This is a genomic window from Methylophilaceae bacterium (genome assembly GCA_018398995.1).
Lineage (GTDB): Bacteria > Pseudomonadota > Gammaproteobacteria > Burkholderiales > Methylophilaceae.
On record CP073759.1, the window covers coordinates 1683243 to 1708453 of the forward strand.

At 41.8% G+C, this 25211-nt stretch carries 23 protein-coding genes and 2 pseudogenes; 6 read left to right on the top strand and 19 right to left on the bottom strand.

Features of this window, described 5'->3' with window-relative positions; translation table 11 throughout:
• Positions 1-11: 11 nt before the first annotated feature.
• A pseudogene (locus KFB94_08480) lies at positions 12-1162 on the top strand (IS3 family transposase).
• 96 nt (positions 1163-1258) lie between these two features.
• On the opposite strand, the gene istB reads toward KFB94_08480, so the two are convergent.
• Both istB and istA read right to left on the bottom strand, forming a co-directional pair.
• The gene (gene istB / locus KFB94_08485; protein ID QVL45278.1) at positions 1259-2023 is read right to left on the bottom strand and encodes an IS21-like element helper ATPase IstB; all 765 of its coding nucleotides are present in this window, start codon (positions 2021-2023) and stop codon (positions 1259-1261) included.
• Positions 2013-3560 carry an IS21 family transposase gene (gene istA, locus KFB94_08490; GenBank protein ID QVL45279.1) on the bottom strand — a complete coding sequence of 516 codons (1548 nt, stop codon included), beginning with the start codon at positions 3558-3560 and terminating at the stop codon, positions 2013-2015. Before istA ends, istB begins: the two co-directional genes overlap by 11 nt.
• A 483-nt stretch (positions 3561-4043) precedes the next feature.
• On the opposite strand from istA, the gene KFB94_08495 reads away from it, so the two are divergent.
• Together KFB94_08495 and KFB94_08500 are read left to right on the top strand one after the other, a co-directional pair.
• Positions 4044-5444, top strand: a complete 1401-nt coding sequence (locus KFB94_08495) for a porin (protein ID QVL45280.1) — start codon at positions 4044-4046, stop codon at positions 5442-5444.
• A 90-nt stretch (positions 5445-5534) separates the two neighbouring features.
• Entirely contained in the window at positions 5535-6227 is a 693-nt protein-coding gene (locus KFB94_08500; GenBank protein QVL45281.1) for a DUF2490 domain-containing protein, read from the top strand.
• Here the strand turns inward: KFB94_08500 and KFB94_08505 are convergent.
• The 5 genes and pseudogenes from KFB94_08505 to KFB94_08525 all read right to left on the bottom strand — a co-directional run bounded on the left by KFB94_08505 (position 6228) and on the right by KFB94_08525 (position 11560).
• Positions 6228-7903, bottom strand: a pseudogene (locus tag KFB94_08505) (alginate export family protein). It lies immediately after the preceding gene.
• 83 nt (positions 7904-7986) lie between these two features.
• Positions 7987-8181, bottom strand: a complete 195-nt coding sequence (locus tag KFB94_08510) for a YezD family protein (GenBank protein QVL45282.1) — start codon at positions 8179-8181, stop codon at positions 7987-7989.
• 200 nt (positions 8182-8381) lie between these two features.
• The gene (locus tag KFB94_08515) at positions 8382-8813 is read right to left on the bottom strand and encodes a response regulator (protein QVL46640.1); all 432 of its coding nucleotides are present in this window, start codon (positions 8811-8813) and stop codon (positions 8382-8384) included.
• Positions 8803-10767, bottom strand: coding sequence for a response regulator (locus KFB94_08520; protein QVL45283.1), 1965 nt, complete (start codon positions 10765-10767; stop codon positions 8803-8805). The genes KFB94_08515 and KFB94_08520 overlap by 11 nt, the downstream gene beginning before the upstream one ends.
• Before the next feature lie 40 nt (positions 10768-10807).
• Complete coding sequence (locus KFB94_08525; protein ID QVL46641.1) at positions 10808-11560, bottom strand: response regulator transcription factor; 753 nt, start codon at positions 11558-11560, stop codon at positions 10808-10810.
• Positions 11561-11717: 157 nt separating this feature from the next.
• On the opposite strand from KFB94_08525, the gene KFB94_08530 reads away from it, so the two are divergent.
• From KFB94_08530 to KFB94_08540, 3 genes are all read left to right on the top strand, one after another.
• Positions 11718-12047 (top strand): hypothetical protein, encoded by a 330-nt coding sequence (locus KFB94_08530; protein ID QVL45284.1) that lies wholly within the window; start codon positions 11718-11720, stop codon positions 12045-12047.
• A 180-nt stretch (positions 12048-12227) separates the two neighbouring features.
• Complete coding sequence (locus KFB94_08535) at positions 12228-13790, top strand: SulP family inorganic anion transporter (protein QVL45285.1); 1563 nt, start codon at positions 12228-12230, stop codon at positions 13788-13790.
• A gap of 43 nt (positions 13791-13833) precedes the next feature.
• Positions 13834-14481: a carbonic anhydrase gene (locus tag KFB94_08540; protein ID QVL45286.1), complete on the top strand. Its 648-nt coding sequence runs from the start codon at positions 13834-13836 to the stop codon at positions 14479-14481.
• 102 nt (positions 14482-14583) lie between these two features.
• Here the strand turns inward: KFB94_08540 and fdx are convergent, their stop codons facing one another.
• The 12 genes from fdx to KFB94_08600 form a co-directional block, all read right to left on the bottom strand.
• Positions 14584-14925: an ISC system 2Fe-2S type ferredoxin gene (gene fdx, locus KFB94_08545; protein QVL45287.1), complete on the bottom strand. Its 342-nt coding sequence runs from the start codon at positions 14923-14925 to the stop codon at positions 14584-14586.
• A 34-nt stretch (positions 14926-14959) separates the two neighbouring features.
• A complete protein-coding gene (gene hscA, locus KFB94_08550; GenBank protein ID QVL45288.1) occupies positions 14960-16864 on the bottom strand; it encodes a Fe-S protein assembly chaperone HscA in 1905 nt (634 codons plus the stop codon).
• Positions 16864-17427: a Fe-S protein assembly co-chaperone HscB gene (gene hscB / locus KFB94_08555; GenBank protein QVL45289.1), complete on the bottom strand. Its 564-nt coding sequence runs from the start codon at positions 17425-17427 to the stop codon at positions 16864-16866. The genes hscA and hscB overlap by 1 nt, the downstream gene beginning before the upstream one ends.
• The gene (gene iscA / locus KFB94_08560; GenBank protein QVL45290.1) at positions 17397-17720 is read right to left on the bottom strand and encodes an iron-sulfur cluster assembly protein IscA; all 324 of its coding nucleotides are present in this window, start codon (positions 17718-17720) and stop codon (positions 17397-17399) included. Before iscA ends, hscB begins: the two co-directional genes overlap by 31 nt.
• The gene (gene iscU, locus KFB94_08565) at positions 17720-18115 is read right to left on the bottom strand and encodes a Fe-S cluster assembly scaffold IscU (protein ID QVL45291.1); all 396 of its coding nucleotides are present in this window, start codon (positions 18113-18115) and stop codon (positions 17720-17722) included. The genes iscA and iscU overlap by 1 nt, the downstream gene beginning before the upstream one ends.
• Positions 18116-18434: 319 nt before the next feature.
• Positions 18435-19646, bottom strand: coding sequence for an IscS subfamily cysteine desulfurase (locus KFB94_08570; GenBank protein QVL45292.1), 1212 nt, complete (start codon positions 19644-19646; stop codon positions 18435-18437).
• Positions 19647-19680: 34 nt separating this feature from the next.
• Positions 19681-20826: a cysteine desulfurase gene (locus KFB94_08575; GenBank protein ID QVL45293.1), complete on the bottom strand. Its 1146-nt coding sequence runs from the start codon at positions 20824-20826 to the stop codon at positions 19681-19683.
• On the bottom strand, positions 20819-21313 hold the full coding sequence (locus tag KFB94_08580) for an Rrf2 family transcriptional regulator (protein QVL45294.1): 495 nt from the start codon (positions 21311-21313) through the stop codon (positions 20819-20821). The genes KFB94_08575 and KFB94_08580 overlap by 8 nt, the downstream gene beginning before the upstream one ends.
• Before the next feature lie 79 nt (positions 21314-21392).
• Positions 21393-22133 carry a serine O-acetyltransferase gene (gene cysE, locus KFB94_08585; GenBank protein ID QVL45295.1) on the bottom strand — a complete coding sequence of 247 codons (741 nt, stop codon included), beginning with the start codon at positions 22131-22133 and terminating at the stop codon, positions 21393-21395.
• Between the two features lie 182 nt (positions 22134-22315).
• The gene (locus KFB94_08590; GenBank protein ID QVL45296.1) at positions 22316-23068 is read right to left on the bottom strand and encodes an RNA methyltransferase; all 753 of its coding nucleotides are present in this window, start codon (positions 23066-23068) and stop codon (positions 22316-22318) included.
• Positions 23069-23288: 220 nt separating this feature from the next.
• A complete protein-coding gene (locus KFB94_08595; protein QVL45297.1) occupies positions 23289-23585 on the bottom strand; it encodes a GIY-YIG nuclease family protein in 297 nt (98 codons plus the stop codon).
• A gap of 248 nt (positions 23586-23833) precedes the next feature.
• Positions 23834-25135 carry a sorbosone dehydrogenase family protein gene (locus KFB94_08600; protein QVL45298.1) on the bottom strand — a complete coding sequence of 434 codons (1302 nt, stop codon included), beginning with the start codon at positions 25133-25135 and terminating at the stop codon, positions 23834-23836.
• Between the last annotated feature and the right edge of the window lie 76 nt (positions 25136-25211).

Here is a 25211-nt window from a genome sequence, read left to right on the forward strand (position 1 = left end):
AGGTGTTTAAAATGAGTGGTAAGCGCTATACAGATGAATTCAAGATTGAAGCAGTCAAACAGGTCAGAGAACGTAACTACAAGTTAAGCGATGTTGCAGATCGCTTAGGCGTTACAACCAAAAGCCTACATGCTTGGGTTGCTAGATATGATAATTCAGGCAACCAGCGACAAGCTATTGATACGCAACTAGATGAAATACGGCAGCTAAAAGCTCAGCTCCGACGTGTGACAGAGGAAAGAGACATTTTAAAGGAGGCCGCCGTGTACTTTGCCGTGGAGTCAAAGAAAAGTACACGTTCATAAAGTCAAGGCTCCATCGATTTCGTGTATCGGCAATGTGTCGCGTGATGCAAATTAACCGCAGTGGTTTTTATGCTTGGCTGTTGCAACCTAAAAGCAATCGTCACCGTGAAGATGAGCGGTTACTGGTTAAGATTAAGCAATGCTGGCTTTAAAGTGGCTTTGCTTACGGATATCGCAATATCACCAAAGACCTTAAAGACTTAGGTGAATCATGCGGTAAAAATAGAGTGAACCGCATCATGCGTCAAGCTGGCACACAATCAAAGCGTCGTTACAAACAACATCAAGGTTTTAGGGGAGGCAATCAACATCATGCTGCCAATAATGTATTGGATCGACAGTTTAGTGTAACGCAACCGAACCAAGCTTGGGTGACCGACTTTACTTACATTCGAACGCATGAAGGATGGCTGTATGTCACGATTGTATTGGATTTATTCTCAAGACAAGTGGTTGGATGGAGTATGAAGAATAGCCCCAAAGCTGACTTGGTGGTTGATGCATTGTTGATGGCTGTCTGGCGCAGAAAGCCAACAAACAAAGTCTTGGTGCATTCTGATCAGGGCATACAGTATACTTGTTCTGACTGGCGCAGTTTCTTGAAAGCGAACCAACTGGAAGCCAGCATGAGTCGACGTGGTAATTGTTGGGACAATGCTGTGGCTGAAAGTTTCTTCTCACTGCTAAAAGGTGAGCGTATTAGAGGCCGTGTTTATCCAACAAGGCAGGCAGCACGATCTGATATATTTGATTATATTGAAATGTTTTACAATCCAAAAAGACGACATGGCAACAACAATGGCATTTCGCCAGTAAACTATGAAAAGCAGTATTATGAGAAGCTATTAATTGTATAGAAAACTAGGGTGTTAAATTGCATCTAAATTTGACCCACCAAATGCATCGAATATTGACCCACCCTTAATTGCTTATTCTATCGCTAAAGTTGGGTTTTAGTCTTTTGTTTTACGCTCCTTTCTTGAATCTATTGAACTGTGTCTAAAGCGATAACTATCATTGCCTGTTTCTGCAATATGGCAACGATGCGTCAGTCGGTCAAGTAGTGCTGTGGTAAGTTTCTGATCACCAAATACACCCGTCCATTCAGCAAAGCTTAAGTTAGTGGTAATCACCACACTGGTTTGCTCATACAACTTACTTAGCAAATGAAACAGTAAGGCACCCCCAGCTTGGCTAAAAGGCAAATAACCGAGCTCGTCCAACACCACAATATCAGCATGCAACAAACGATTAGCGATTTGCCCATGTTTGCCCGCAGCTTTCTCGATTTCGAGCGCATTCACCAAATCAATAGTAGAGAAGAAGCGTACACGCAGTCCATGGTGTTCAATGCCCTGCATACTCAAGGCAGTGGCTAAATGGGTTTTACCCGTACCTGGCCCACCAATCAGCACTACATTATGCGCATCATGCACAAACTCGCAACGATGCAACTGGCGAATCAAAGCTTCATTGACACTGCTTTGACTAAAGTCGAAACCAGTCAAATCACGATAAGTAGGACATCGTGCCAGCCTAATCTGATATTGAATCGCACGCACCTCACGCTCAGCCGTTTCTGCTTTAAGCAAGTCATTGAGCACGGGTTGTGCGGCTAAGTAAGCGGGTGCGCTTTGGCCTGCTAGCTCATCTACCGCTCTTGCCATGCCAAATAACTTAAGTGCTTTTAAGGTAGTGATCATCACCTCATGCTGCATGGCTAATTCTCCTTAAGCTATCATAACGTGTGGCATTGGCTTGGGGTTCTTCAACTAACGCAAGCGCCTGCTGCACATTGGCTAACTGCACATCCGTTAAGGGTGGCGGGGCTGGATTGATTTGGCTAATTAAACAGCTTAACAAATACAAGATATGTTGCTTTGAAGGGACACCTGCGGCTATGGCTTGTTCAACCGCCTGTAAGATAAGCGCTTGATCGTGATAGAGCACCAACGCTAGTATCTCCACCATTTCACGTTCGCCTTGACTGCGCTTACTTAAGATGGCTTGTAGTTGTAAGAAGGCGGCAGGTAGAGTGGCGAAAGGTGCACCGTTTCTCAAAGCGCCTGGCTTACGTTGCAATACGGCTAAGTAATGTCGCCAGTCATAGATAGTTTGGCATGCACTATGTCTACGATTAATGATGCGTGTGTGTTCTGCAATGATTTGACCTTCTGCAACGAACACCAAATGATGGGCATAGACACGTAAACTAATACGTCGATTAGCAAAAGCCGCAGGCACGCTATAACGGCAGCGTTCGAAGTTCACTAAGCAAGTAGGTGATACGGGTTTGCTATGTTCCACAAAGCCGTCAAAGCGACGTGGGGTTGGCATGAGTTGCGATTGCTCTAGCGCCCACACTTCAGCTACTGTGAGCTGGGTCAATTCGGGATGTCGAATGTCATGCCATAAATCGACACAACGGGTTTGTAGCCAATCATTCACGGCGGTAAGACTCTCAAAGCGCGGTGCTTGGTGCCACAGCCGATGTCTTGAGTCTCGCACATTCTTCTCAATCTGGCCTTTCTCCCAACCTGAGGCAGGATTGCAAAATTCGGCTTCAAATAGAAAGTGACTGACCATCGCTTGGAAGCGTGCATTAATGTCACGTTGCTTACCAGGCCGTACTTTATCTACAGCGGTACGCATGTTGTCGTAAATGCCCCGCTTTGGTACACCACCTAATACTTCAAAGGCATGGTTGTGTGCATCAAATAGCATTTCATGGGTTTGTAATAGATAGGCTCTTAGGTAAAAAGCGCGACTATGGGAGAGTTTGAAGTGCGCGATTTGTAACTTCACACGTTCATTATTAATCACGGCCCAGTCTTCACTCCAGTCAAACTGGAAGGCTTCGCCAGCAGCAAACACCAGTGGTACGAAAGTGCCTCGACCTGCAATGCGTGCTAATTCTTGTTGGGCTTGCCGCCAGCGTCTGGCAAAGGCAGTGATTCGGTCATATGAACCTGTGTAGCCAAGTGAAACCAAATCCACATGGAGTTGTTTGAGGCTGCGGCGTTGTTTGCGATTGCGACTCGCTTCTAGTTGTAGCCATTGAGTGAGCTTGAGTGCATAGGCATCTAGTGCGCTAGGACTTCGCCGTCTTGGGTAATGCGGCTCAACTATATTACCTGCAAGATACTTCTTAACGGTGTTTCTGGATAAGCCTGTACGTCTGGCTATTTCTCTGATGGGCATTTGATCGCGCAAATGCCAACGCCTGATTACACTTAATATCGCCACGTCGATCACTCCTATTCTCCTGCTCAAGTTGTGAGCAGTTTAGTATCGTCTCGTGGGTCAAAATTAGATGCATATTTCTATGCTAGGTGGGTCAATATTCGATGCAATTTAACAACTAGGGGCTTGCCACACCGCAAACTTCTAATAGATACTCTATATTTCCGCACAATCTTTTTATTAATAATTTTTCCGTTTAAAAATAAATCAACAAATAGATTATTCATTTTCTTTTTGCGGGAATCGAGCGCTCGATTGGTGAGATTCCCTTTATTTCGCTAACCTTATTTATGAAAGTTAGCTTTTTTTAAAAATAGTTCTTTGTCATTAATTAAACATAAATAACTATTTTTATTATAATTTTTTACATTAAATATTAAAAAACTTAATTATATTGATATTTATATAAGCATTTGTCATAAATATGAAATATTAATGCATCAAAATTCATCCCGTTGGAAATAACTGATTCACACATTAACTTAAGGGATGATAATGAATACAAAATTAAAACAGGCTGTCCTGGCGGCATTAACAAGTACAGCATTATTTGGCTATGGCGCTAATGCGATGGCTGATACTACGTCTGATTTGGTTAACGCGCTTGTAGAAAAAGGCGTATTAACAGAAGAGGAAGCAAAACCTTTATTGATTAGCCGTCCTTATACAAAAGATGATCCAGCATTAGCGTTGGCTAAAAAGAAGGTTGGCGGAAAAGTCAATATCCGTGGTTATTTGCAAGTACGTAATACAACAATGCTTGGCGGTGACGAAGGTATTAATTTATGGTCTGATCGTTCAGTAGGGGATGACCGCTCCATAGGAAATGATAAAAACTTTTTAATTCGTCGAGCACGTGTGATTTTATTCGGTGATATTGGCGAGCGTTTGTATTACTATCTTCAACCTGATTTTGCCAGCTCTGCAGGAGGTACTGGTAATATTGTGCAGCTACGTGATGCCTATGGTGATGTCTACCTTACAAAAGATAAAGTACACCGTGTTCGTGTGGGTCAATCTAAAGTACCGTATGGTTTCGAAAACTTGCAGTCTTCGCAAAATCGTTTGGCGTTAGATCGTAACGATGCGCTAAACTCAGCGGTACGTGACGAGCGTGATTTAGGTGCTTTCTACTACTACACCCCACTAGAGACACAAGCGCTGTTTAAAGAAATTAGCCAGCTGGGTCTAAAACATTCAGGTAACTATGGTCAATTTGGTATTGGTGCTTATAACGGTCAAGGTGCTAACCGTGGCGACCAAAATGATAACTACCATATTGTTGCGCGTTATACGCATCCATGGAAAACCGACTCTGGTCAGATTTATGAGGCTGGTATCCAAGCTTATCGTGGTCAATATGTGGTTGCTTCTAGAGGCGACTATACAGTCAATGGAACTCTTAGAACAGCTCGCGCTGATGTATCTCAGGGTATTAATGGATTTAAAGATGAGCGCGTAGGCGTTAGCTTTATCATGTATCCACAACCATTTGGTATTCAGGCGGAATGGAACTGGGGAACAACGCCAGGTTTGGATATTGCGAGCAATACCATTAGAGAGCAAAGCTTAAATGGTGGTTATGTACAGGCGATGTATCAAATCAATAATTTTAAATTTTTTGATACCAATGGCACACTAATTCCATTTATCAAATGGCAATACTTTGATGGTGCAAGTAAGGCAGAAACCAATGCACCACAAAATCATGTGAACGATTGGGAGATTGGTGCAGAATGGCAAATAGCACCAGAAGTTGAGTTAGTGGCTTATTACCATAAAATGAAACGTACCAACCTCGTAACAGGTGCACTGAATCCAAATGTAGAGGCAAAATCTAACTACGAGACATTCGATGCTGATGCGCTTCGTGTGCAATTGCAATACAACTTCTAATGTCATCAGTTTAATTCAAGCTTTTTAATTTTCAATTAAGCTTGGCATAGTATAGTAGCCACTTTAATTAATGTTAAAGTGGCTTTTTTTATGAAGTTAAAATTTGATCTGCATCAGGTATTGATAACGCTACTGGTTGGTTTTTTTAGCATCAGCGTATCAGCATCGCCAGACGAAGATGGTCGTGCTTGGTTGACGGTGAATGCTATCGGGCCTCTACCTGTCAAACATTGGCATTGGTATGCAGAGTTGCAGCCGCGTTGGCGTGAAGAGCTGAGCGAGTTTGATCAGCTAATTATTCGACCCGCGGTTTTTTATAACCTTAACAAGCAAACGAGTATTTGGGCAGGTTATGCCCATGTGGTCACAGACCCAGCTGGCAACGCATCTTTTGAAGAACATCGTGTTTGGCAACAGCTTCTGCATAATTTTCAGCCAATTGGTGCTGTCTCCATACAAAGTCGAACACGCTTAGAGCAACGGTTTATCGAAAATGCAGATGATACTGGACATAAAATCAGGCAAATGATCAGGCTAACAATGCCTTCTAAACTAAGCGCGCAATTAACTTGGGTGGCTTATGATGAATATTTTCTCAATTTAAACCAAACCGACTATGGTGCAAGAAGAGGTTTCGATCAAAACCGCGCCTTTGTTGGCGTCAATTGGGCTTTTAACCCAAGTGTAAGGTTGGAAGTGGGCTATTTAAACCAATATATCAATGGCAAAAACATCAACAATATGAACCATGTGATTTCAACCATGTTTAATTTGTTCTTTTAATTAAAAAGCACTAATCAAAATTTCTGTATAAAAGAAATCAGAGTTTTCGCGTCTTTCAGGGTCAGCCCGTTGTGAGGTCGCTTTTGTAAAGTTACCTGCCCAGAATTTAGCATAGCCTAAGTTAGCAGCAACGTATTTGTTGATTGGGAATCGCACGCGAATATCCACTTCTTCACCAACATCTTTATCACTTTGACCTGTATTGTCACGTAGCCCAGCACCATTCCAGCGATCACTAGAGCTGTCTAAGCGATACCAGCTATAACCTGTATCAACGCGCACACCTGGTAGCCATGCTATTTTGGGCTCAAACTCAAGTTTTACTTTTGGTGCAATGATATTTTCCATTTGAAAGTAATCATTATTTGATCATGGCCGTGCAAAGCCAAAAAGCCTTTCGAAACGCTGATTTTTACCATCAGTTGGATTTTTGTCACCGCTCGCTACACCATAAAAGCCACTCACTCTTGGTTTCCACGGGTGGTTAAAGCTATAACCAATTTCAGCATTGTATGCATAGGCATCATGGTCGAGCTCTGCGATAAATACGCCTGTATTGCTTAAGCGATCTTATTTTCCCCATTGCTTAACGTAGCTTGCGTCATAATCCCAGCCAGTTTTGCCGACAACACCATAAGCACGTAAGCCAGCCGTGTGAATTTCACGGTCAATCTTACTATTAGCCGCAGCTGGTGCGCCGTTACCCGTATACTTTACTTCATCACCATCTTGCTTTAACAAGTAATAATAAGGTTGCAAGGTGACTACTTCTGACCAGCGACGCCAATCACCAATCACTCCATAAAAGTCTTGTGCGTGACTGACTTCATCTAATTGGTCACTAAAACGCTGGATAGGCTTTAACGCCAATAAATCTAGCTGCCAGTCATTTTTCTTTTGACCAATAATGGCGCGTACACCTTGAAAGTTATTGGTCGTATTGCGCCATTCGTTACGTGCTAGCAATCGGCGATCAGTATATTCAAATGCTTGACGACCAGCACGTACGCTAATGGGGCGGTCATTACCTAAATCATCTTTACCCAATGGGGTTTCTTTAAAAAAAAGTTCTGCATAAGCTTGAATTGGCTCGGCGCGGTTGATATCGCGCGTATCGATTTCACGTGTAAACTGGCTGTTGTTTCGAGTAGCATCTTCGACTTCTAATGTAAAACGAAGTGGATCTAGAATGTTTTAACCGCTACATAAGCACGTGTACGCAACAAGATAGGGTCATCAATAGTATCGCGACCACGTCTAAAGTCGTTATCACGCTTTTCATATCGAATACGATAATCCAAACCAATATCTAACCAATCAATATCTGAAAAAGCATCATAGTCTTTCAACCAAGTTTTATTAAGTTGCTTCACGTAACGAGGTGGCTCAGTCTCCCGTCCAGTACCATAACTTTTACGTTCTACGTAATAGCCATTAGCCGCACGCTTTGCCGCTCTCTGCTCTAATTCTATTTCCTTTAGGCGGTCACTAATTTTCACCTGTTGTTCTTGTTCGGTTGCGTTAGCAGGCACGATTTCGTAGGCGTCAGCTATTTGAATAGATGAATTTGCAACCTCTTTGCTTTGGCTCTTACCGATTTCATTCGCCAATAGTGACTTGGTGCTGACGACTAGCCCTGCAAGAATGAGTGAATTAATAATTTTTCTATATTTCATTTTTTCTCCTGATCTTTTTCTTCCAGTGGTCTGGTCAGGAAACTATTGATAAAATTTTATATAGCGCCATTGATTTGGTAGCTCTATTTTTTGTTTAAATTGGTATTGCTGAATCTAATTTTTTCGCGCTGTTCAATTTGAACAATATTGCTGTCATGAATAACAATTTCTATCGAGCCAAATCCAGTATTAGTTTTAATTGCGTTGATTGCCTCAGATATTTTTCCAAGCGTTTCGCTCTCATTATCAATATTTAATTTTGGTTTAGCATTTGTCATCAGTATTGCTCAAATTACGAATGAACGTACTGTACCCAATATTTTTATATATTAATAAATAATTTGTAATTATTTTTATATAATTATAAGTTATATTAAATGTTTATACTTGGCACTGTTATGTTGGTGGATTATTAATTGGATGAATTAATAATATTTGATGGATATTGCTATCAGCAGGATTTGCTGGATGTTGGCTGTTATGATTTTTGTAACTCTTTTAACTTTTTATACAGCATTCTTGTTTCGAGTAAATTCCAAACCCTTAACATGGCTTCTATCGAATCGAAAGGTTTTGTCAGAAAGTCTTTTGCGCCTAATGCTAAGGCTTTTCTTTTGGCCGCAATGGTGGCATCAGCAGTCAGTACAATGATGGGTAAGTATTCATCTTTGGGAATATTTTTGGATAGTAAGTCGAGTATTGCATAGCCATCAAGAACGGGCATCATGAGGTCAAGTAAAATTAAATCGGGTTGAAACGCGGTGAATAAGTCGATTGTTTTTGTCGAGTCTGCGGTGCTAATGACTTGCTCAAAACCCTCTTTTGCTAATAAGGCTTCAAGTAAGCGTAGGTTTGCATCGGCATCGTCAACAATCAGTATTTTGGCATTTAAAATCTCATTATCTGTCATTTTCGGTCCTGTCATCTTGCGTTAGGTTTAATACGGTTTTAGTGAAAGTGGCAATATTGAGTGGTTTGGTCATATAGTCATTGATCCCTGTTTGCTTTAATCTTTCAATCGTATCTGGCATTGCATCGGCACTTAAAATCATGATCGGTAAGCGCTTTAAATTGGGGTGAGATTTAATGTAATCTACTAATACCTCGCCTGATTCATCCGGTAGATTGAGATCGACAATCATTAAGCTGGCGTCAATTTGATTGAGTAAATCTTTGCTTTCTTTAACAGTGGCTGTGCAATGTAGTTTTAGATTGGGCAAACGTTTGATAACGGCTTCCACCAAAGCACGATTGCTGACATTATCCTCTACATAGATGATGTGTTTTTTATGTATGCTGGTGGGCGCTTGTTTAGTGGCGGTGATTGCTTGCGTGATCTTTTTATGGTTTGGCAGGGCATTGGTTGCTTTTAGCTCTATCCAAAATAAACTTTTATTTTTTGCAACGTGAATACTACCTTGCATGGCTAAGATGATTTGCTTACTTAACGCTAATCCCAAGCCAGTACCTTCAGTTTTAGAGTGCTCCGCACCTAATCGGTCAAACGCAGTAAATAGTCTTTCTTTTAAAGGGTCAGCAATACCGGCCCCTTCATCAAATACTTCAATTAATATCGTTGCATCCTTTTGGTAAGCAGACACTAAAACGGTAGAATTACATGGCCCATATTTCAGCGCATTAGATAATAGATTTAATATGACTTGTAACAACTTTTGTCGCTCAGCAAGCGCAACTAAATTAGGCTGGATATCTTGCTCAATTTGTATATCACGAATTTTACCCAATGGCGCTATATACTGAATAGCTTCCGCCATTAAGTCATTAATTGGCGTTGGTTCAAGTGTTAGTCTCAGAACGCCTGACTCGATTCTTGCAATGTCTAATACTTCATCAATTAATTTAAGCAAATGTTCGCCTGCGCTTTTAATCATATTGACATTTTCTTTGTGCTTGTCATTTTCAAGCTCTATTTGTAGTAGCTGAGCAAAGCCCAAAATGGCATTGAGTGGTGTACGCAGCTCATGGCTGGTTCGTGATAAAAACATACTTTTTTCTCTACTAGCTTGTTCGGCCTCATTTCTAGCCTGCGTAGTATCGTAAATATTCTTGGCTAATAATTTAGAGGCTTGATCTAGTGCCTCTGAAAGCTGTCCCAATTCATCTTTGCTACTTGACGGTAATTCGAGGGCTTCTGCTTTTGCTAAATGCGCTGCGCTATCTCTTAATAGCTTAACTCTTTTAACGATCGTGCCTGAAAAAATCCAAACCGCAAAAATAGAACCCAGAATGCCACTGAATGCGGCCAGCAACGTGATACGGATATTGCGCTGGCGTTGCACTTTAATTTTAAATTGATCTTCAGAAACCAAAAGTGCTTCTTGTTGTTTTAAAAGCTCAATCTCGGTTCTTAACTTTTCCATATTGCTGACCTGTAATTTAAATTGCAGAACCAGATTCTCGGAGGCAATATCCGACTCGTTTTTGGATAAAATATCAAGCCTTGTTAGGTTTTCCTGTACCAGTAAACTAATATTGCTAATACGCTCTTTTTGCACTTCGCTCTCTAATTGCACCACTAATTTATCGAGTAATGTCGGCAGTTGTTGTTTGGCGATATAGAAGTTTTGTAAGAACAATTTATCTCCTGTCAGTAAGAAATCTCTAACACCTGTAGACGCTTGTAATAAATTGGTATGCACCGTTTCAATGTCACGTTGGTTTTGTAGTGCGAGCTTTAATTGGTTTTCTAAACTCGATAATTGCTTTTCTAAGCTGTAAAGAGAGCTAAGCGAGGCTAGCAACACAGCCAAAGGCAACATAATCACAATAATACCTTTTGCCGCCAAAGGCAGATCCTGCCAATATTGCGATATGCCGCGATTGATTTTGCTCATGCTCAACATTTTCTGTCTATATATAAATTAGGGTAGGTAGCAGTTTGAATCAATTATTTTTAAAGCCAAGCTCCACTGCTTTAACAGCCGCTTGCGTCCTATCTTTTAAGCCCAGCTTGCTCAGGATACGCTCAACATGAATTTTAACGGTTCCCGGCGCTATTCCTAACAATTCAGCCAACGCTGCATTACTATGCCCATAAGGCAACAAGGCAAATACCTCTCGCTCTCTTGGGGTTAAACTATCTAATATATGCAAATCTTCAGGTGATGCGGATTGTTTGCTCGCACGCATCATGGCCATACCAACTAACCCGCTTAAGCTGTGAATCGTCTGATTATCATCTTTAGATAACGTCCCAGCGTTGCCAGAAAAAGCCAAGATGCCCAACGGTTGTTGAGCATAGGCAATAGGAATGATAGAAGGGGTTAAGCCGGCCGTATCTGGGTATGACCACAGTGGCGTCAATTCATGGCTTACTTGAAACTCGCATGGTGATCGCAATAGTTTTGCTAATACCCCCATGATTGGAATACGAGCGCCGACAGGATAGGTTTGTCCGAGATGAGCAAGCACGGTTAAGGTGTTGGTTTCTTGTATTGCTATTAAACCGTGAGCAGCCCCTATTTGGGTGCAAAAGGTATTGAGTATTTGTGCTGCAATCGTTGCAGACCAGCCTTTATCGTAGAGCATTTTGCCAGTTAAATAAAATAGCCTTAACTTAGCATTTTCTTCATGGTCTTTTTTAACAGATGCGCGCAGCTCTCTTGCGCTTAAAGCAGGCACTTCACTATCAATCATATGATGTTTATTTGACATATGCCGTTTAGTATATACCGATATAGGTATATTGACGGATTTTTTATTGACTCAGTGGGCGCACAATATACTTCATAAAAAAGCGTTATATGAATAAAGGCTTTTTGGCTGAAATGCCAACTACTTAGGAGAATTTGAAATGAAAAAATTATCATTACTCAGTGCTTTGATGTTGAGCTTCACACTCAACGCATATGCTAATGCAAACCACGAGCATGTCAATGTGGCAGATCGATTGCATATTGCCGATGCCTCACAAGCGAATCCAGATGTAAACAATGCATTAAGACTAAAATTTATCAGCAGAAGAGCGGCACAAAATCCAGCTGTGAATAATAAAGATGCACAGCAAGCTGACGAAGAATGGGAAGGTGCTACTTATGTTGATGAAGAAGAGTCTGATGCATCGAAAAGATTAAACAGACAATTCAAAAGCAAAAGACCTTATATTAACTATCAGTTTGATTGAGAGTGTTTGACTTAAAAGCGGGCAGAAGCCCGCTTTTATTTGTATTAATCGTTCATTTTTATAGAAGGTTTTGTTAACATTTTCTTAAAATAAATAGTGTAGCTTTTCTGTATTAAAAGCATAATTGGTTTTTATCAGAAAGCGTTCAGTTAGTTGTCTCAATCACAAAGGAAGAAAGTAATGAAGTTAAACATTATCGATGATATAAAAACAGATTTACCCGCCAGTATCGTCGTGTTTTTTGTTGCACTACCCCTATGTCTGGGTATTGCGCTCGCATCAGGTGCTCCGCTCTTTTCTGGTGTTATTGCCGGGATTATTGGCGGTATTATTGTTGGAATGGCCAGTGGTTCTCAGCTCGGCGTGAGCGGTCCAGCTGCTGGATTAGCCGTTATTGTGCTGACGGCAATTGCTAGCTTAGGCTCGTTTGAGGCTTTTTTGTTAGCAGTGCTAGTGGCAGGCATTATTCAATTCTTGTTAGGGTACTTTAAGGCGGGCTTTATTGCTTATTTTGTACCATCTTCAGTCATTAAGGGCATGTTAACGGGCATTGGCTTGCTGATTATTCTCAAGCAAATTCCTTATGCGCTAGGCTACCAAACTGATTATGAGGGCAGTGAGTCGTTTATTGAAGCAAGTGGTGGTAATACATTTACCTCTTTAATGGATGCATGGAATCTACTCACACCAGGCGCCCTACTGATTACCGCTATTTCGCTAGCAATTCTCATTTTATGGGATGCTTTACTGACTAAAAAACATAAATTTTTTCAAATTTTACAAGGGCCCATTGTGGTGGTCTTGGTTGGCATTTTGCTCAACTTTTTATTTCAAGCGGGTTTGTTAAACTTTACGTTGTCACCCGAGCAAATCGTCGATCTACCAGTCTCTAACAATCTTGAGGAGTTACTTGGTCAGTTTACTTTTCCAGATTTTTCACAATGGACCAACATTGAGATTTATAAAATTGGATTTGTTATGGCCATTGTTGCTAGCTTAGAAACCTTACTTTGTGTAGAAGCGACAGATAAATTGGATCCCAACAAACGTGTAACACCAACTAATTTAGAATTAAAAGCACAAGGTATTGGTAATATGATTTCTGGCTTGATTGGCGGATTGCCAATTACACAAGTCATTGTGCGTAGCTCTGCCAATATTACTTTTGGTGCCCAATCTAAACTATCTGCTATCTTGCATGGTTTTTGGTTGTTGTTAAGTGCTGTCACTATTGCGAGTTTATTAAACATGATTCCATTAGCAAGCCTGGCGACGATTTTGATTATTGTGGGCTATAAGCTTGCCAAGCCGAGTTTATTTAAACAAATGTATGAATTGGGTTGGGAACAATTCGCCCCATTTGCAATTACGGTAGTGGCAATTATCCTGACAGATTTATTGACAGGTATTGGTATTGGCTTAGCTGCGGCGATTATTTTTACGTTGCATCACAGTTTTCGCAACTCTTATCATATCAAAGCGGAACAAATCACACAGGCAGGACAAGCTGTCCATCATTTTACCTTGGCTGAGGAAGTCTCCTTTTTCAATAAAGCCAGTATTATGGAGGCACTAACCGCAATTCCAGCAAACTCAAATGTGATTATTGATTGTACCAACTGCAAGTCAATGGCATATGACGTGCAAGAATTCATTCATGACTATCAAATACAGGCAAAATTAAGAAATATTGAGGTAGAAACCATTAACTTTAAGCCACCCAAGCATTTAATCGCGCATTAAACATTTTATTCATTACTTAAGAAATATAAACAAAGGATTTACGATGTATAAGCATCCATTACTAGACCGTGACAAAATAACACCAAAAGAAGCGATTGATATTCTTAAAGAAGGGAATATCCGCTTTATTAACCAAGATACAGAAGAAAAAGATTTTAAAACGCTGATTCATTTGACCCAAAATCAGCAACATCCATTTGTGTCAGTACTGAGTTGCAGTGATTCACGCGCTCCAGTTGAGCTGCTTTTTGATCAAGCCTTGGGTGATGTTTTTAGTGTGCGTTTGGCTGGTAATATTGCATCAGACAAAGCCATTGGCAGTTTAGAGTTCGGTAGTAAATATTTAGGCGCAAAATTAATTGTTGTGATGGGACATACGAGCTGTGGTGCAGTTAAAGCAGCCTGTGATGACTTTAAAGATGGTCATATTGGTGAAATCATTAATATGATTAAACCTTCTATTCGACATGAAAAAACAACGACTGATGCAGAAGAGCGTTGCTCAAAAAATGCTGATTTTGTACAAAAAGTGTGTGAGCTTAATATCAAACACCAAATAGAGAGCATTTTGCGTTGCAGTGATATTTTAGAAGACATGACGCAAGCGAAAGATATTGGTATTGTGGGTGCAGTCTATGATATCGCAACAGGCGAAGTACGATTTTTGGAAGACACTTTTATCGGTGTATAAATATCGTCGTATAGCAAAATTGGTTATGAAAAAAGGTGGCAGTGTGCCACCTTTTTTAGTTTTGCAAGCTAATGCGATTGTTTAATTGCGACTAGTGTTTGATTAGCGATGACCTTCTTTTGCCATGTTAATTGAATATTTAGGTATTTCTACGACTAAATTGGTGTCATCCACAATTGCTTGGCAAGACAAACGTGATTGCGGCTCTAAGCCCCACGCTTTGTCTAACAAATCATCTTCTGTATCTTCTGCCTCATTCAATGAAGCGAAACCCTCACGTACGATAACATGACAAGTGGTGCAAGCGCATACCTGGTCGCAGGCATGGTCAATATCAATGTCGTTATCAAGTAAATTTTGACAAATCGACGCTCCCTTTTTTGCGTCAATTACTGCACCATCAGGGCAAAGCTCTTCATGCGGTAATACAATAATTTGTGGCATGTTTATTTCCCCAGCTTTTCGATTATAAAATTCATCATGTTAAATTAACCTCATCAATATTTTTACCAGCTAACGCACGGCTAACACTCGCGTCCATCCGCTTTACCGCAAAGTGAGCAGTGGCATCATTCAACGCGCTGGTTGCGTCATGCAGCGCGCGACTATCATCCGTGTTTAATTGTTGTTCTAATGCGGTTAGCTGTAATTGGATAGCCTGTTTTTCTGCTTCAGAAATCAGATGACTATCTTGTTGTAATGCAACATTAATCGCACTCATTAAACGCATCGCATCCACTTTTGCTTCTGCCAATGCACGCGCCTGTTTGTCTTCTTCAGCTGTACCAAATGAAGATTTTAATATATTGGTGATTTCGTCTTCACTTAACCCATAGGATGGCTTGACCGTGATACTCGCTTCTATCCCTTGGGTTTCCTCGCGTGCGCTAACAGATAATAAACCATCTGCATCCACTTGAAAGGTCACACGAATACGCGCCGCACCAGCAGTCATTGGAGGAATACCACGCAACTCAAATTTCGCCAATGACCGACAAGCACTCACCAAATCACGTTCACCTTGCAATACATGAATGCTCATGGCTGTCTGGCCATCTTTAAAAGTGGTGAAGTCTTGCGCACGTGCAACTGGTAAGGTGGCGTTACGAGGAATAATCTTTTCTACCAAGCCGCCCATGGTCTCTAGCCCTAGCGATAATGGCGTGACATCCAGCAACAATAAATCTTCATCATTACGATTGCCAGCTAATACATTGGCTTGAATGGCCGCACCTAATGCCACCACTTTATCAGGGTCTAAATTGGTTAGCGGCTCTTGCTCAAAGAAATCCTGCACTGCATGACGCACATGCGGCATGCGCGTCGCACCGCCCACCATCACAACACCGTTGATTGCGTTCAAGTCCAAATTGGCATCACGCATCGCTTTACGCATAGGACTTAAGGTTTTATTGACTAAAGTTTGCGTTAGCGTGATGAAGACATCACTAGATAAAGTCAGATCCACTGCATAGCCATTGCTTAGTTTACAGACAATGTTTGCCTCATCATGATCGGTAAGAAATTCTTTTGCTTGACGCGATTTTGTGAGTAATAAACGTGTATCTTCTTCATTTAATGGGTTTTTATTTGGATTGTTATCGCGTATTTGATCCAATATCCAACAATAAATGCGATGATCAAAATCATCGCCACCCAAAGCAGAATCACCATTGGTTGCCAATACTTCAAATACCCCTTTGGATAAATGCAAAATGCTTACATCAAATGTGCCACCGCCTAAGTCATAAATAACGTAAACACCTTCAGCGGCATTATCTAAACCATAAGCGACAGCGGCAGCAGTTGGCTCGTTTAGTAAGCGCAGCACATGTAATCCAGCTAGTCTTGCTGCGTCTTTGGTGGCTTGACGTTGCGCATCATCAAAGTAAGCCGGTACAGTAATCACTGCGCCCGTTAATTCACCACCTAATGCTTTTTCAGCACGTGTTTTTAATGTTTTTAAAATTTCTGCAGAAATCTCAACTGGGCTTTTTAAGCCAGCGCGCGTCTCAATTTGTAACATACCTTCAGATTGATTTTCTACAGCACTGTTACTAACAAAGTGATAAGGAATATGGGCTTTGTCTGCTATATCCTGAATACCGCGACCCATAAAACGTTTAACAGAAACAATCGTATTGATGGGATCTTCACTTTGTTTGGCCTGCGCTTGATGGCCAACAATGACCTCGCCACTACTGCTATAGCGCACCACTGACGGCAATAATGAACGGCCATGCTCATCTTGCAACACTGTACTCATGCCGCTACGTACTGTAGCCACCAGAGAATTTGTCGTACCAAGATCGATACCAATTGCCAACTTATGCTGGTGAGGAGCGGCACTCATGCCAGGTTCAGAAATTTGTAGTAATGCCATTAGTCTTCTATTTGTGTGATGGCTTTATTAATGTCTTCACACACTTTATCTATAAATATGAGTTTTCGCGTTGTTGCGGTTGCACTTGCTAAATCATGTTCAATATCAAATACATTCGCTAATTCAGTCGTTAATGCTTGAGCGGCTTGTCGCATCTCTTTTGCCAGTGCATCCAAACCATCAATATCTTTTGCATTCTTTAAATCCTCAAGCGCTTCTCGCCACTCCATTTGCTGCATTAAAAAATCTGCAGGCATGCTGGTATTGGTTTCTTCCGTTGCATCAATGCCCTGTAACGACAGTAAATATTTAGCCCTTGATGCTGGTATTTTGAGAGTTTGATAAGCCTCGTTAGCCAGCGTTGCTAATTGCATTGATTTTAATTTCTCAGTCGGCGATGCCGTCACAAATCGGTCAGGATGTGCTGCCGATTGCATCTGGCGATATTGACTTTCTAATGCAGAGGTATCAATGGTAAATGCCGGTTTAAGGGCAAAAAGATTAAAGTAGTTCTCATTCACTTTACTCACGCTCAAACAGTAAAACTTTCCCCACAGCCACATTCATCAGCAACATTTGGATTATTGAATTTAAAGCCTTCATTCAGGCCTTCTTTGGTAAAGTCTAACTCTGTGCCATCGATATAAACCAAGCTTTTTGGATCCACAATGACTTTAACACCATGACTTTCAAACAGCATGTCTTCTGTTTGCAAATCATCAACAAACTCTAAGGTATAAGCCATGCCAGAACAGCCTGTGGTTCTGACACCTAAGCGCAGACCAATTCCTTTGCCGCGATTGGCAAGGAATTTTTCTACACGTTGTGCGGCAGCAGGCGTTAAACTAATTGCCATTACGATGCCTCTTTTACTGCTTGTTTTGCTCTAATATCAGCCACAGCTGCTTTAATGGCGTCTTCTGCCAATACTGAACAATGGATTTTGACTGGTGGTAATGCGAGCTCTTCAGCAATGGCTGAGTTTTTAATTTCATAAGCTTCTTCTACCGTTTTGCCTTTTAACCATTCAGTTACTAATGAGCTAGAAGCAATGGCTGAGCCGCAACCATACGTTTTAAATTTTGCATCCTCAATTAAACCAGCGTCGTTTACCTTAATCATTAATTTCATCACATCACCACAAGCAGGTGCGCCGACCATGCCAGTGCCAACATTTGGATCGTTTTTATCTAAAGAACCTACATTACGTGGATTCTCATAGTGGTCTAATACCTTATCTGAATATGCCATTTTATTTCTCCTTTAAGTTTGAATGACTGCGCAAAATTTGCGTTGGATTTCCTCATCATTCTATTCCTACTACAGTTTCAGTCGCTTCGCTTAAGCTGCAAAGACAGCAGGTTAACCTACACTGAAACTACGTTTTCTTCCGCAATGTGCCTTGTTTTTGCTTCCTATTTTCAATGCTTTTAAATTTCAATTCAACGTTCATTCTTTCCTTATTAATCAATTAAGATTTGCTCAGCTGACTAGGCGGAGGATGATGAAGTTTAGTGTTGTACTAAACGAGTCATCCGACAACAACGTCAGGTAAGCAAAGATAAATGATTTAGTGAGCCGCCCATTCTACTTTTGATATATCAACGCCATCTTGGAACATCTCCCAAAGTGGCGATAGCTCACGCAATTTGCCGATTTTGTCTTTCAATAGCCTTACGGTGTAATCCACGTCTGCTTCAGTAGTGAAGCGACCAATTGAAAAACGAATAGAGCTATGTGCCAATTCATCTGAACGACCAAGCGCACGCAACACGTAGCTAGGCTCCAAGCTGGCTGAAGTACAAGCTGATCCGCTAGATACGGCAATACCTTTAATCGCCATAATGAGTGATTCACCCTCTACATAATTAAAGCTCACATTTAAATTATGTGGCACGCGGTGACTTAAATCGCCATTAACATAGGTCTCATCAATGGTAGTTAAGCCTGTTAGCAGTTTATTATGCAACATACGAATACGCTCATTTTCAGCGTGCATTTCTTCGCGTGCGATTCTAAATGCCTCGCCCATACCAACAATTTGATGCGGTGCTAATGTGCCAGAACGCATACCACGTTCATGTCCGCCACCATGCATTTGTGCTTCAATACGAATACGTGGTTTACGACGCACATACAACGCGCCAATGCCTTTAGGGCCATAGGTTTTATGCGCAGAAAAACTCATCAAATCAACAGGTAATGTTGCCAAATCAATATCAACCTTGCCTGTTGCTTGTGCGGCATCAACATGAAAAATCACACCATTTTCACGGCAGATATTGCCAATGGCTTCAATTTCTTGAACCACACCAATTTCATTGTTCACAAACATCACAGAGGCTAAAACGGTATCAGGGCGAATAGCTGCTTTAAATTTTTCAACATCGACTAAGCCATTAGCATCAGGCTCTAAAAAAGTAGCAGAAAAGCCTTGACGCTCTAATTCGCGCACAGGGTCAATGACTGCTTTATGTTCAGTTGCAACGGTAATGATGTGCTTTCCTTTGCCACTATAAAAGTTTGCAGCGCCTTTAATCGCAAGATTGTTCGACTCAGTTGCACCCGATGTCCAAACAATCTCTCTTGGGTCAGCATTAACCAGTTTCGCCACTTCTTCACGTGCGTGCTCTACCGCTTTTTCGGCGGTCCAGCCGTATGGATGGCTACGAGAAGCAGGGTTGCCATACTGTTCTGTTAAATAGGGTATCATTTTTTCAGCTACACGCGGATCAACAGGTGTTGTGGATGAGTAATCTAAATAAATCGGCATTCTTTCCATTACGTTCTATTTTCCTTAAATTAATGTTTCTTGATTAAGCCGCTACAGCAGTCAATTGTCTTAAATCTTGTAGCGCACACTTTAATGCAACTAAAAATTCATTCACTTGTAACACGGTATTGTCAGCATTAAAGCTAACCCGAATCGCGCCACGGGCAGTGTCAGCATCAATACCCATGGCTAGTAGCACATGGCTGGGTTCTCCACTTGCACTAGAGCAAGCTGAACCGCTAGCAACAGCAAATCCTAATTTATCTAAAGCGGTGACCAATGTTTCGCCATCAATATGCTTAAAAGCAAAAAAACTAGTATTAGGCAACCGCTTTGCTTGCTGTCCAAAAATCACAGCATGCATTTCTGCCAAGCCTGCTTCCAATAAGTTGCGTAGTGATTCAGTGTGTGATGCAAAATGATTAAGTGATTGAGTGGCTAATTCACAAGCAGCACCAAAACCAACAATCGCTGCAATATTTTCTGTACCGCTACGCAATCCTTTTTCTTGACCACCACCATACAGTAACGGTTGAATATCAACACTCTTATTCAGCACCAATGCCCCCGCACCCAACGGGCCACCAATTTTATGGCTAGAAACCGTCATGGCCTGCACACCTAGTGATGCAAAATCAACCTTGATTTTGCCCAGCGCTTGTACAGCATCGGTATGTACTAATACCTTGTTTTTTGCGGCCAATGCAACCACTTGTTCAATATCTTGAATCGCACCAGTCTCATTATTGGCTAGCATGACAGACACAAGGTTGGTGGGCGTATCTAACTGTTTTTGCAAGGTTTGCATATCCAATTCGCAACTATTATTGACTGGAATGCTCTTCGCTTGCCAACCACGATATTGCATGGCTTTAGCCGGGTTGGACACACACGGATGCTCAATGCTGCTGGTTAATAATTGCGCTTGCTCCATATTGCTAGCAATGCCAGTAATTGCAAAATTATTGGCTTCAGTGCCACTAGCAGTAAAAATGATTTGATTAGCTTGCGCACCCACTGCTTGCGCTACTTGACGACGCGCCTGCTCAATAGCTTCATGCGCGTGACGGCCATAGCTGTGCTGGCTGGCTGGATTGCCGTGTTGATTGGTCATGTAAGGCAACATTGCCTCAAGCACTTGCGGCTTGAGTGCAGTGGTACTGTTATGATCAAAATACACATTAGCCATTAATAGCTACCTTGTTTGTACTGCAAGATTTACGGCCAGAAAACATCACTGCAGCACTTTCTTTGTTTAATCGTGCGCTAACCATGTCAGCCAAACTTACATCGGATAAATAATCTAAAATTTTTGTATTTAATGCTTCCCAAAGGTCGTGCGTCATACAGCGACCCTCCGGGCCACGACAGTTTTCTTTACCGCCGCATTGGGTGGCATCAATATTTTCATCAACAGCGGCAATAATGGCAGATATTGAAATTTCAGCCTTTGTTTTGGCTAGGTTATAACCACCACCTGGTCCGCGTATACTGCTTACCAAATCTTTACGACGTAAGCGACTGAACAGCTGTTCTAAATAAGACAATGAAATTTCTTGGCGCTCACTAATAGCTGCTAGCGTTACTGGCTTCAATGTGCCGTCAGCATCAACCTCGTTTAATGCAAGGTCTAGCATGGCAGTCACAGCAAATCGGCCTTTAGTAGTTAGTCTCATGTTGGTCTTGATTAATCCTTAAATTAAGCGTCTATTTTATAATAACCTAGTAATTTAGTCAATTATTATTGTATTAAGTTCAATGCGCATCTTCGTCAGGATTTTTTGGCTTGCGCCTTACTTTTTTAACACTAAACGCCTTGGCTACTTGATTTTCAGATTGCGTGTCGCTCAACGCAGCCAGCTGTTTTTTTAATGCTTTTATTTCTAATACTAGCGGCTGCAATGCTTTATTAATTGGGTCATTTTCATCACTGCCAACCGCATAAGCACTAAATTGCGCTTTCTCAGCCGCTTTTTTCGCTTTTTCTTCTTCTAAAATACGTGCGGGAATACCAACCGCGGTTGCATTTTCTGGCACATCTTTCACCACCACGGCGTTGGAGCCAATTCTTGCGTTTTTGCCAATGGTGATTGGACCCAATACTTTTGCGCCTGCACCAATCACAACACCATTTTCTAGGGTAGGGTGACGCTTGCCTTTATTCCATGAGGTACCGCCCAATGTGACGCCGTGATACAACGTGCAGTCATCACCAACAATCGCAGTTTCACCAATGACAATCCCCATGCCGTGATCGATAAAAACACGCTGGCCAATGCGTGCGCCAGGATGAATTTCAATCCCCGTTAAAAAACGACCAATATGCGAGAACAATCGACCCAACCAAAACAGTTTGATCGACCATAGCCAATGGCTAAAACGATGCAAAATTAACGCATGCACGCCAGGGTAAGTAGTCAGCACTTCAAAGTGTGTGCGTGCCGCTGGGTCGCGGTCAAACACAATAGAAATGTCTTGTTTTAAATGGTCAAACATAATCAATATGGTCTACAAATGAAAGTATCATTATGCCATAAAATTTAATTCTTGACTAAATTAGTAGGTTAAATTTGATAAGCGCGTGTTTTAATGTGATTTTAATGGTATGAGTCAGCTTGTGAAGCCAGACTATAAAGCCAAACAACAAACCAAGCTTGGCGATAGGCAGGCAATTAAGATTAATACTTGGTATGCTTTTTTGGTTTTTGTGTCAGTGTGAGAATGCCGCGCAATAAATTGACTTCTTCTTTTTCTAAACGCGTACGGGCATAAAGTCTGCGCAGGCGTTCAAACAGCTTCTTAGGCGCACGGGGATTGATGTATCCAATTTGCGTCAGTACCTCTTGCAAATGCGCATAAAAACGCTCTAAATCATCTTGAGAGGCCAACTCAACTGGCTTTTCATCGTAATGCAACTTACCGGCAGTAATCGCCATACGCACTTCATAGCACATAATTTGTACTGCCTGGGCTAAATTCAGCGAAGTATAGTCGGGATTAGCAGGAATAGTTGCCAGCACATGACAACGGTTAGCCTCAGCGTTACTTAAGCCGCTCATTTCGGTGCCAAAAACCAACGCCACATGTTGCGTATTGGCAATTGTATGCACAGTCTGTGCTGCCTCGCGCACAGTCATTACCTGTTGTGAAAGCGCCCGCTCTTTACCGCTCACCCCAATCACAAACTGGCAATCCGCAATGGCTTCTTCTAAGCTTGCTGTTACCACCGCAGCATCCAAGACATCGGTTGCATTAACAGCCAACGATTTGGCTTGCCCGTCAGGAAAGTGTTTTGGATTCACCAAATACAAGTGGCTAAGCCCCATTGTTTTCATCGCGCGCGCGGTAGAGCCAATATTGCCAGGATGACTCGTATGACAAAGCACAATACGGATATTATTAAACACTTGTTGTGGCGTTGATTCAGACATATGGAATTGAATGATGAGATTGGCGAAAACCAAATAGGCTATTTTACATGGGATACTGCTGTGCAAATAGTAGCGATGTTGGAGATCTATCTAAAGTCTATTGAAAAAGCTACACATTACGAACGAAGTGAAGCAATCCATGCGATGTTTTAAAGACTTGACTGCTGCCCATGCTCGCGATGAAGGTGAATGTGCGATTATGCTAGGCTAAACAATCAAATTAACCCATTAATTCATCATACAAATCCAACCATGCTGGATTCTTCTGCTCTATAAGCGCAATCTTTTTTGCTCTCGATCCGGCTTTTAATTGTTTCTCACGTGCAATAACGGCCAACATATCAACACCCACCTCAAAATAAACAAGCTGATGAACATGGTATTTTTTGGTAAAACCATCAACTAAATTCTGTTTATGCTGCCAAATGCGTTTGATTAAGTCAGATGTTACGCCTACATATAGAGTGCCATTTTTAGCACTTGCCATAATGTAGACACAGGGTTGTTTAACACTCATCCCAGTATTTTAGATTGAAACAAGGCTAAATGATTGAAAATAATCGTTGCATATCGCGTGGAGTGCCACGCTGCGCTCGCAGTGACGGTGGTGGGGTGGATCGCCACGCTACGCTCGCGATGACGAAGGATGTCATTGCGAACGCTGTGAAGCAATCCAGATATTCAACATTGCTAAGAAGTTAATAGTTCAAGGTCTTTAAACATCGCAATGACCGCAGTATTGACTTGATGTTGAGTTCTCCATCATCACTTTTTTGTCACTCTCCATATCGTATTGCCAACGTCATCTGCTACTAGCAGAGCGCCTGTCTGGTCATGTTCCAGGCCAACGGGTCGACCTTGCGCTTCTTCATCGCTATTCAGGAAACCGGTTACTACATCAATACTGTCGCCGATGGCGATGCCATTCTTAAAAGGCACATAAATCACTTTGTAACCACTTTTTGGCGAACGGTTCCATGAGCCATGTTGTGCAATAAACATTCCTTCAGCAAAGCGTTCTCCCAGCTGAGTATTGCTTGCATTGAGCAAGCCTAATGATGCCGTATGTGAACCCAAAGCATAATCGGGTTTAATTGACTCTTGAATGCGCGCTGGATCAGGACTTTTGATGCGAGGGTCAATATGTTGCCCGTAGTAATAATATGGCCAGCCATAAAAGCCACCTTCTTTTACCGATGTTAAATAGTCAGGCACTAAATCACCGCCGAGTTGATCTCTTTCATTGACAACCGTCCACAATACACCTGTTTGTGGTTCAATGACCATGCCATTCGGATTTCTTAATCCAGAGGCAAACACACGGCTCGTTTTTAGTACGGGATCAATTTCTAAGATGGCAGCCCGATTTTCTTCCATTTGCATACCGTTCTCGCCCACATTACTATTCGAGCCCACTGTCACCAGTAGCTTGCCATTTTTGGCGGCGATGACGTTCTTTGTCCAGTGATGATTAATGCCTGCAGGTAGGTCAACCACTTTGGTGAACGGGCCATTAACGCGCGTCATCTCTGGTACATAATCATATTTCACTAAAGCATCTGCATTGGCAATATACAAGGTGTTATCCACTAATGCCATGCCAAATGGCGAGGTGAGATTCTCAGCAAAAACTGTTTTTAGTTCTGCAACACCATCTTTATCTGCATCTCTAAGCAGTGTAATTCGGTCTGGACTTTTGACGCCTGCACCCGCTTTTTTCATCAACTTCTGCGCAAACCAGCCGCGAATACTAAAACCAGCATCGGGGTTGGCTGGACCATTCGTTTCAGCAACCAGCACATCGCCATTGGGCAAAGTATATAGCCATCTTGGATGGTCAAGCCCTTTAGCAAAGGCATTGATGTTGAATCCAGCGGGCACAGTTGGCATTGTGTTTTCATCCCAACCAACCGCTTTTGCAATGCTAACAGTCGGCATCTTTTCTAACTTGGGTCCGGGTAGTTGAGGGTTGTTGCCCATGCCCTCTTTAATGCTTGGCAAAGCCGTATTGTTAAATGAGCATGCAGATAATAAAACAATAGCCGAGGCTACAAGCAATGCTTTCATGATTAATTCTCCTTGTTGGTACATTTGTTAGCCAACTCGCTTTTGTCTACACCTGTTTGTTTAAAGTGTGAATAAG

Excerpts from the sequence above, each read along its gene's own strand:
- istB (QVL45278.1), bottom strand. The coding sequence starts at position 2,023 with ATGCAGCATGAGGTGATGATCACTACCTTAAAAGCACTTAAGTTATTT.
- KFB94_08495 (QVL45280.1), top strand. The coding sequence starts at position 4,044 with ATGAATACAAAATTAAAACAGGCTGTCCTGGCGGCATTAACAAGTACA.
- KFB94_08500 (QVL45281.1), top strand. The coding sequence starts at position 5,535 with ATGAAGTTAAAATTTGATCTGCATCAGGTATTGATAACGCTACTGGTT.
- KFB94_08510 (QVL45282.1), bottom strand. The coding sequence starts at position 8,181 with ATGACAAATGCTAAACCAAAATTAAATATTGATAATGAGAGCGAAACG.
- KFB94_08515 (QVL46640.1), bottom strand. The coding sequence starts at position 8,813 with ATGACAGATAATGAGATTTTAAATGCCAAAATACTGATTGTTGACGAT.
- KFB94_08520 (QVL45283.1), bottom strand. The coding sequence starts at position 10,767 with ATGTTGAGCATGAGCAAAATCAATCGCGGCATATCGCAATATTGGCAG.
- KFB94_08525 (QVL46641.1), bottom strand. The coding sequence starts at position 11,560 with ATGATTGATAGTGAAGTGCCTGCTTTAAGCGCAAGAGAGCTGCGCGCA.
- KFB94_08530 (QVL45284.1), top strand. The coding sequence starts at position 11,718 with ATGAAAAAATTATCATTACTCAGTGCTTTGATGTTGAGCTTCACACTC.
- KFB94_08535 (QVL45285.1), top strand. The coding sequence starts at position 12,228 with ATGAAGTTAAACATTATCGATGATATAAAAACAGATTTACCCGCCAGT.
- KFB94_08540 (QVL45286.1), top strand. The coding sequence starts at position 13,834 with ATGTATAAGCATCCATTACTAGACCGTGACAAAATAACACCAAAAGAA.
- fdx (QVL45287.1), bottom strand. The coding sequence starts at position 14,925 with ATGCCACAAATTATTGTATTACCGCATGAAGAGCTTTGCCCTGATGGT.
- hscA (QVL45288.1), bottom strand. The coding sequence starts at position 16,864 with ATGGCATTACTACAAATTTCTGAACCTGGCATGAGTGCCGCTCCTCAC.
- hscB (QVL45289.1), bottom strand. The coding sequence starts at position 17,427 with ATGTGGCTGTGGGGAAAGTTTTACTGTTTGAGCGTGAGTAAAGTGAAT.
- iscA (QVL45290.1), bottom strand. The coding sequence starts at position 17,720 with ATGGCAATTAGTTTAACGCCTGCTGCCGCACAACGTGTAGAAAAATTC.
- iscU (QVL45291.1), bottom strand. The coding sequence starts at position 18,115 with ATGGCATATTCAGATAAGGTATTAGACCACTATGAGAATCCACGTAAT.
- KFB94_08570 (QVL45292.1), bottom strand. The coding sequence starts at position 19,646 with ATGGAAAGAATGCCGATTTATTTAGATTACTCATCCACAACACCTGTT.
- KFB94_08575 (QVL45293.1), bottom strand. The coding sequence starts at position 20,826 with ATGGCTAATGTGTATTTTGATCATAACAGTACCACTGCACTCAAGCCG.
- KFB94_08580 (QVL45294.1), bottom strand. The coding sequence starts at position 21,313 with ATGAGACTAACTACTAAAGGCCGATTTGCTGTGACTGCCATGCTAGAC.
- cysE (QVL45295.1), bottom strand. The coding sequence starts at position 22,133 with ATGTTTGACCATTTAAAACAAGACATTTCTATTGTGTTTGACCGCGAC.
- KFB94_08590 (QVL45296.1), bottom strand. The coding sequence starts at position 23,068 with ATGTCTGAATCAACGCCACAACAAGTGTTTAATAATATCCGTATTGTG.
- KFB94_08595 (QVL45297.1), bottom strand. The coding sequence starts at position 23,585 with ATGAGTGTTAAACAACCCTGTGTCTACATTATGGCAAGTGCTAAAAAT.
- KFB94_08600 (QVL45298.1), bottom strand. The coding sequence starts at position 25,135 with ATGAAAGCATTGCTTGTAGCCTCGGCTATTGTTTTATTATCTGCATGC.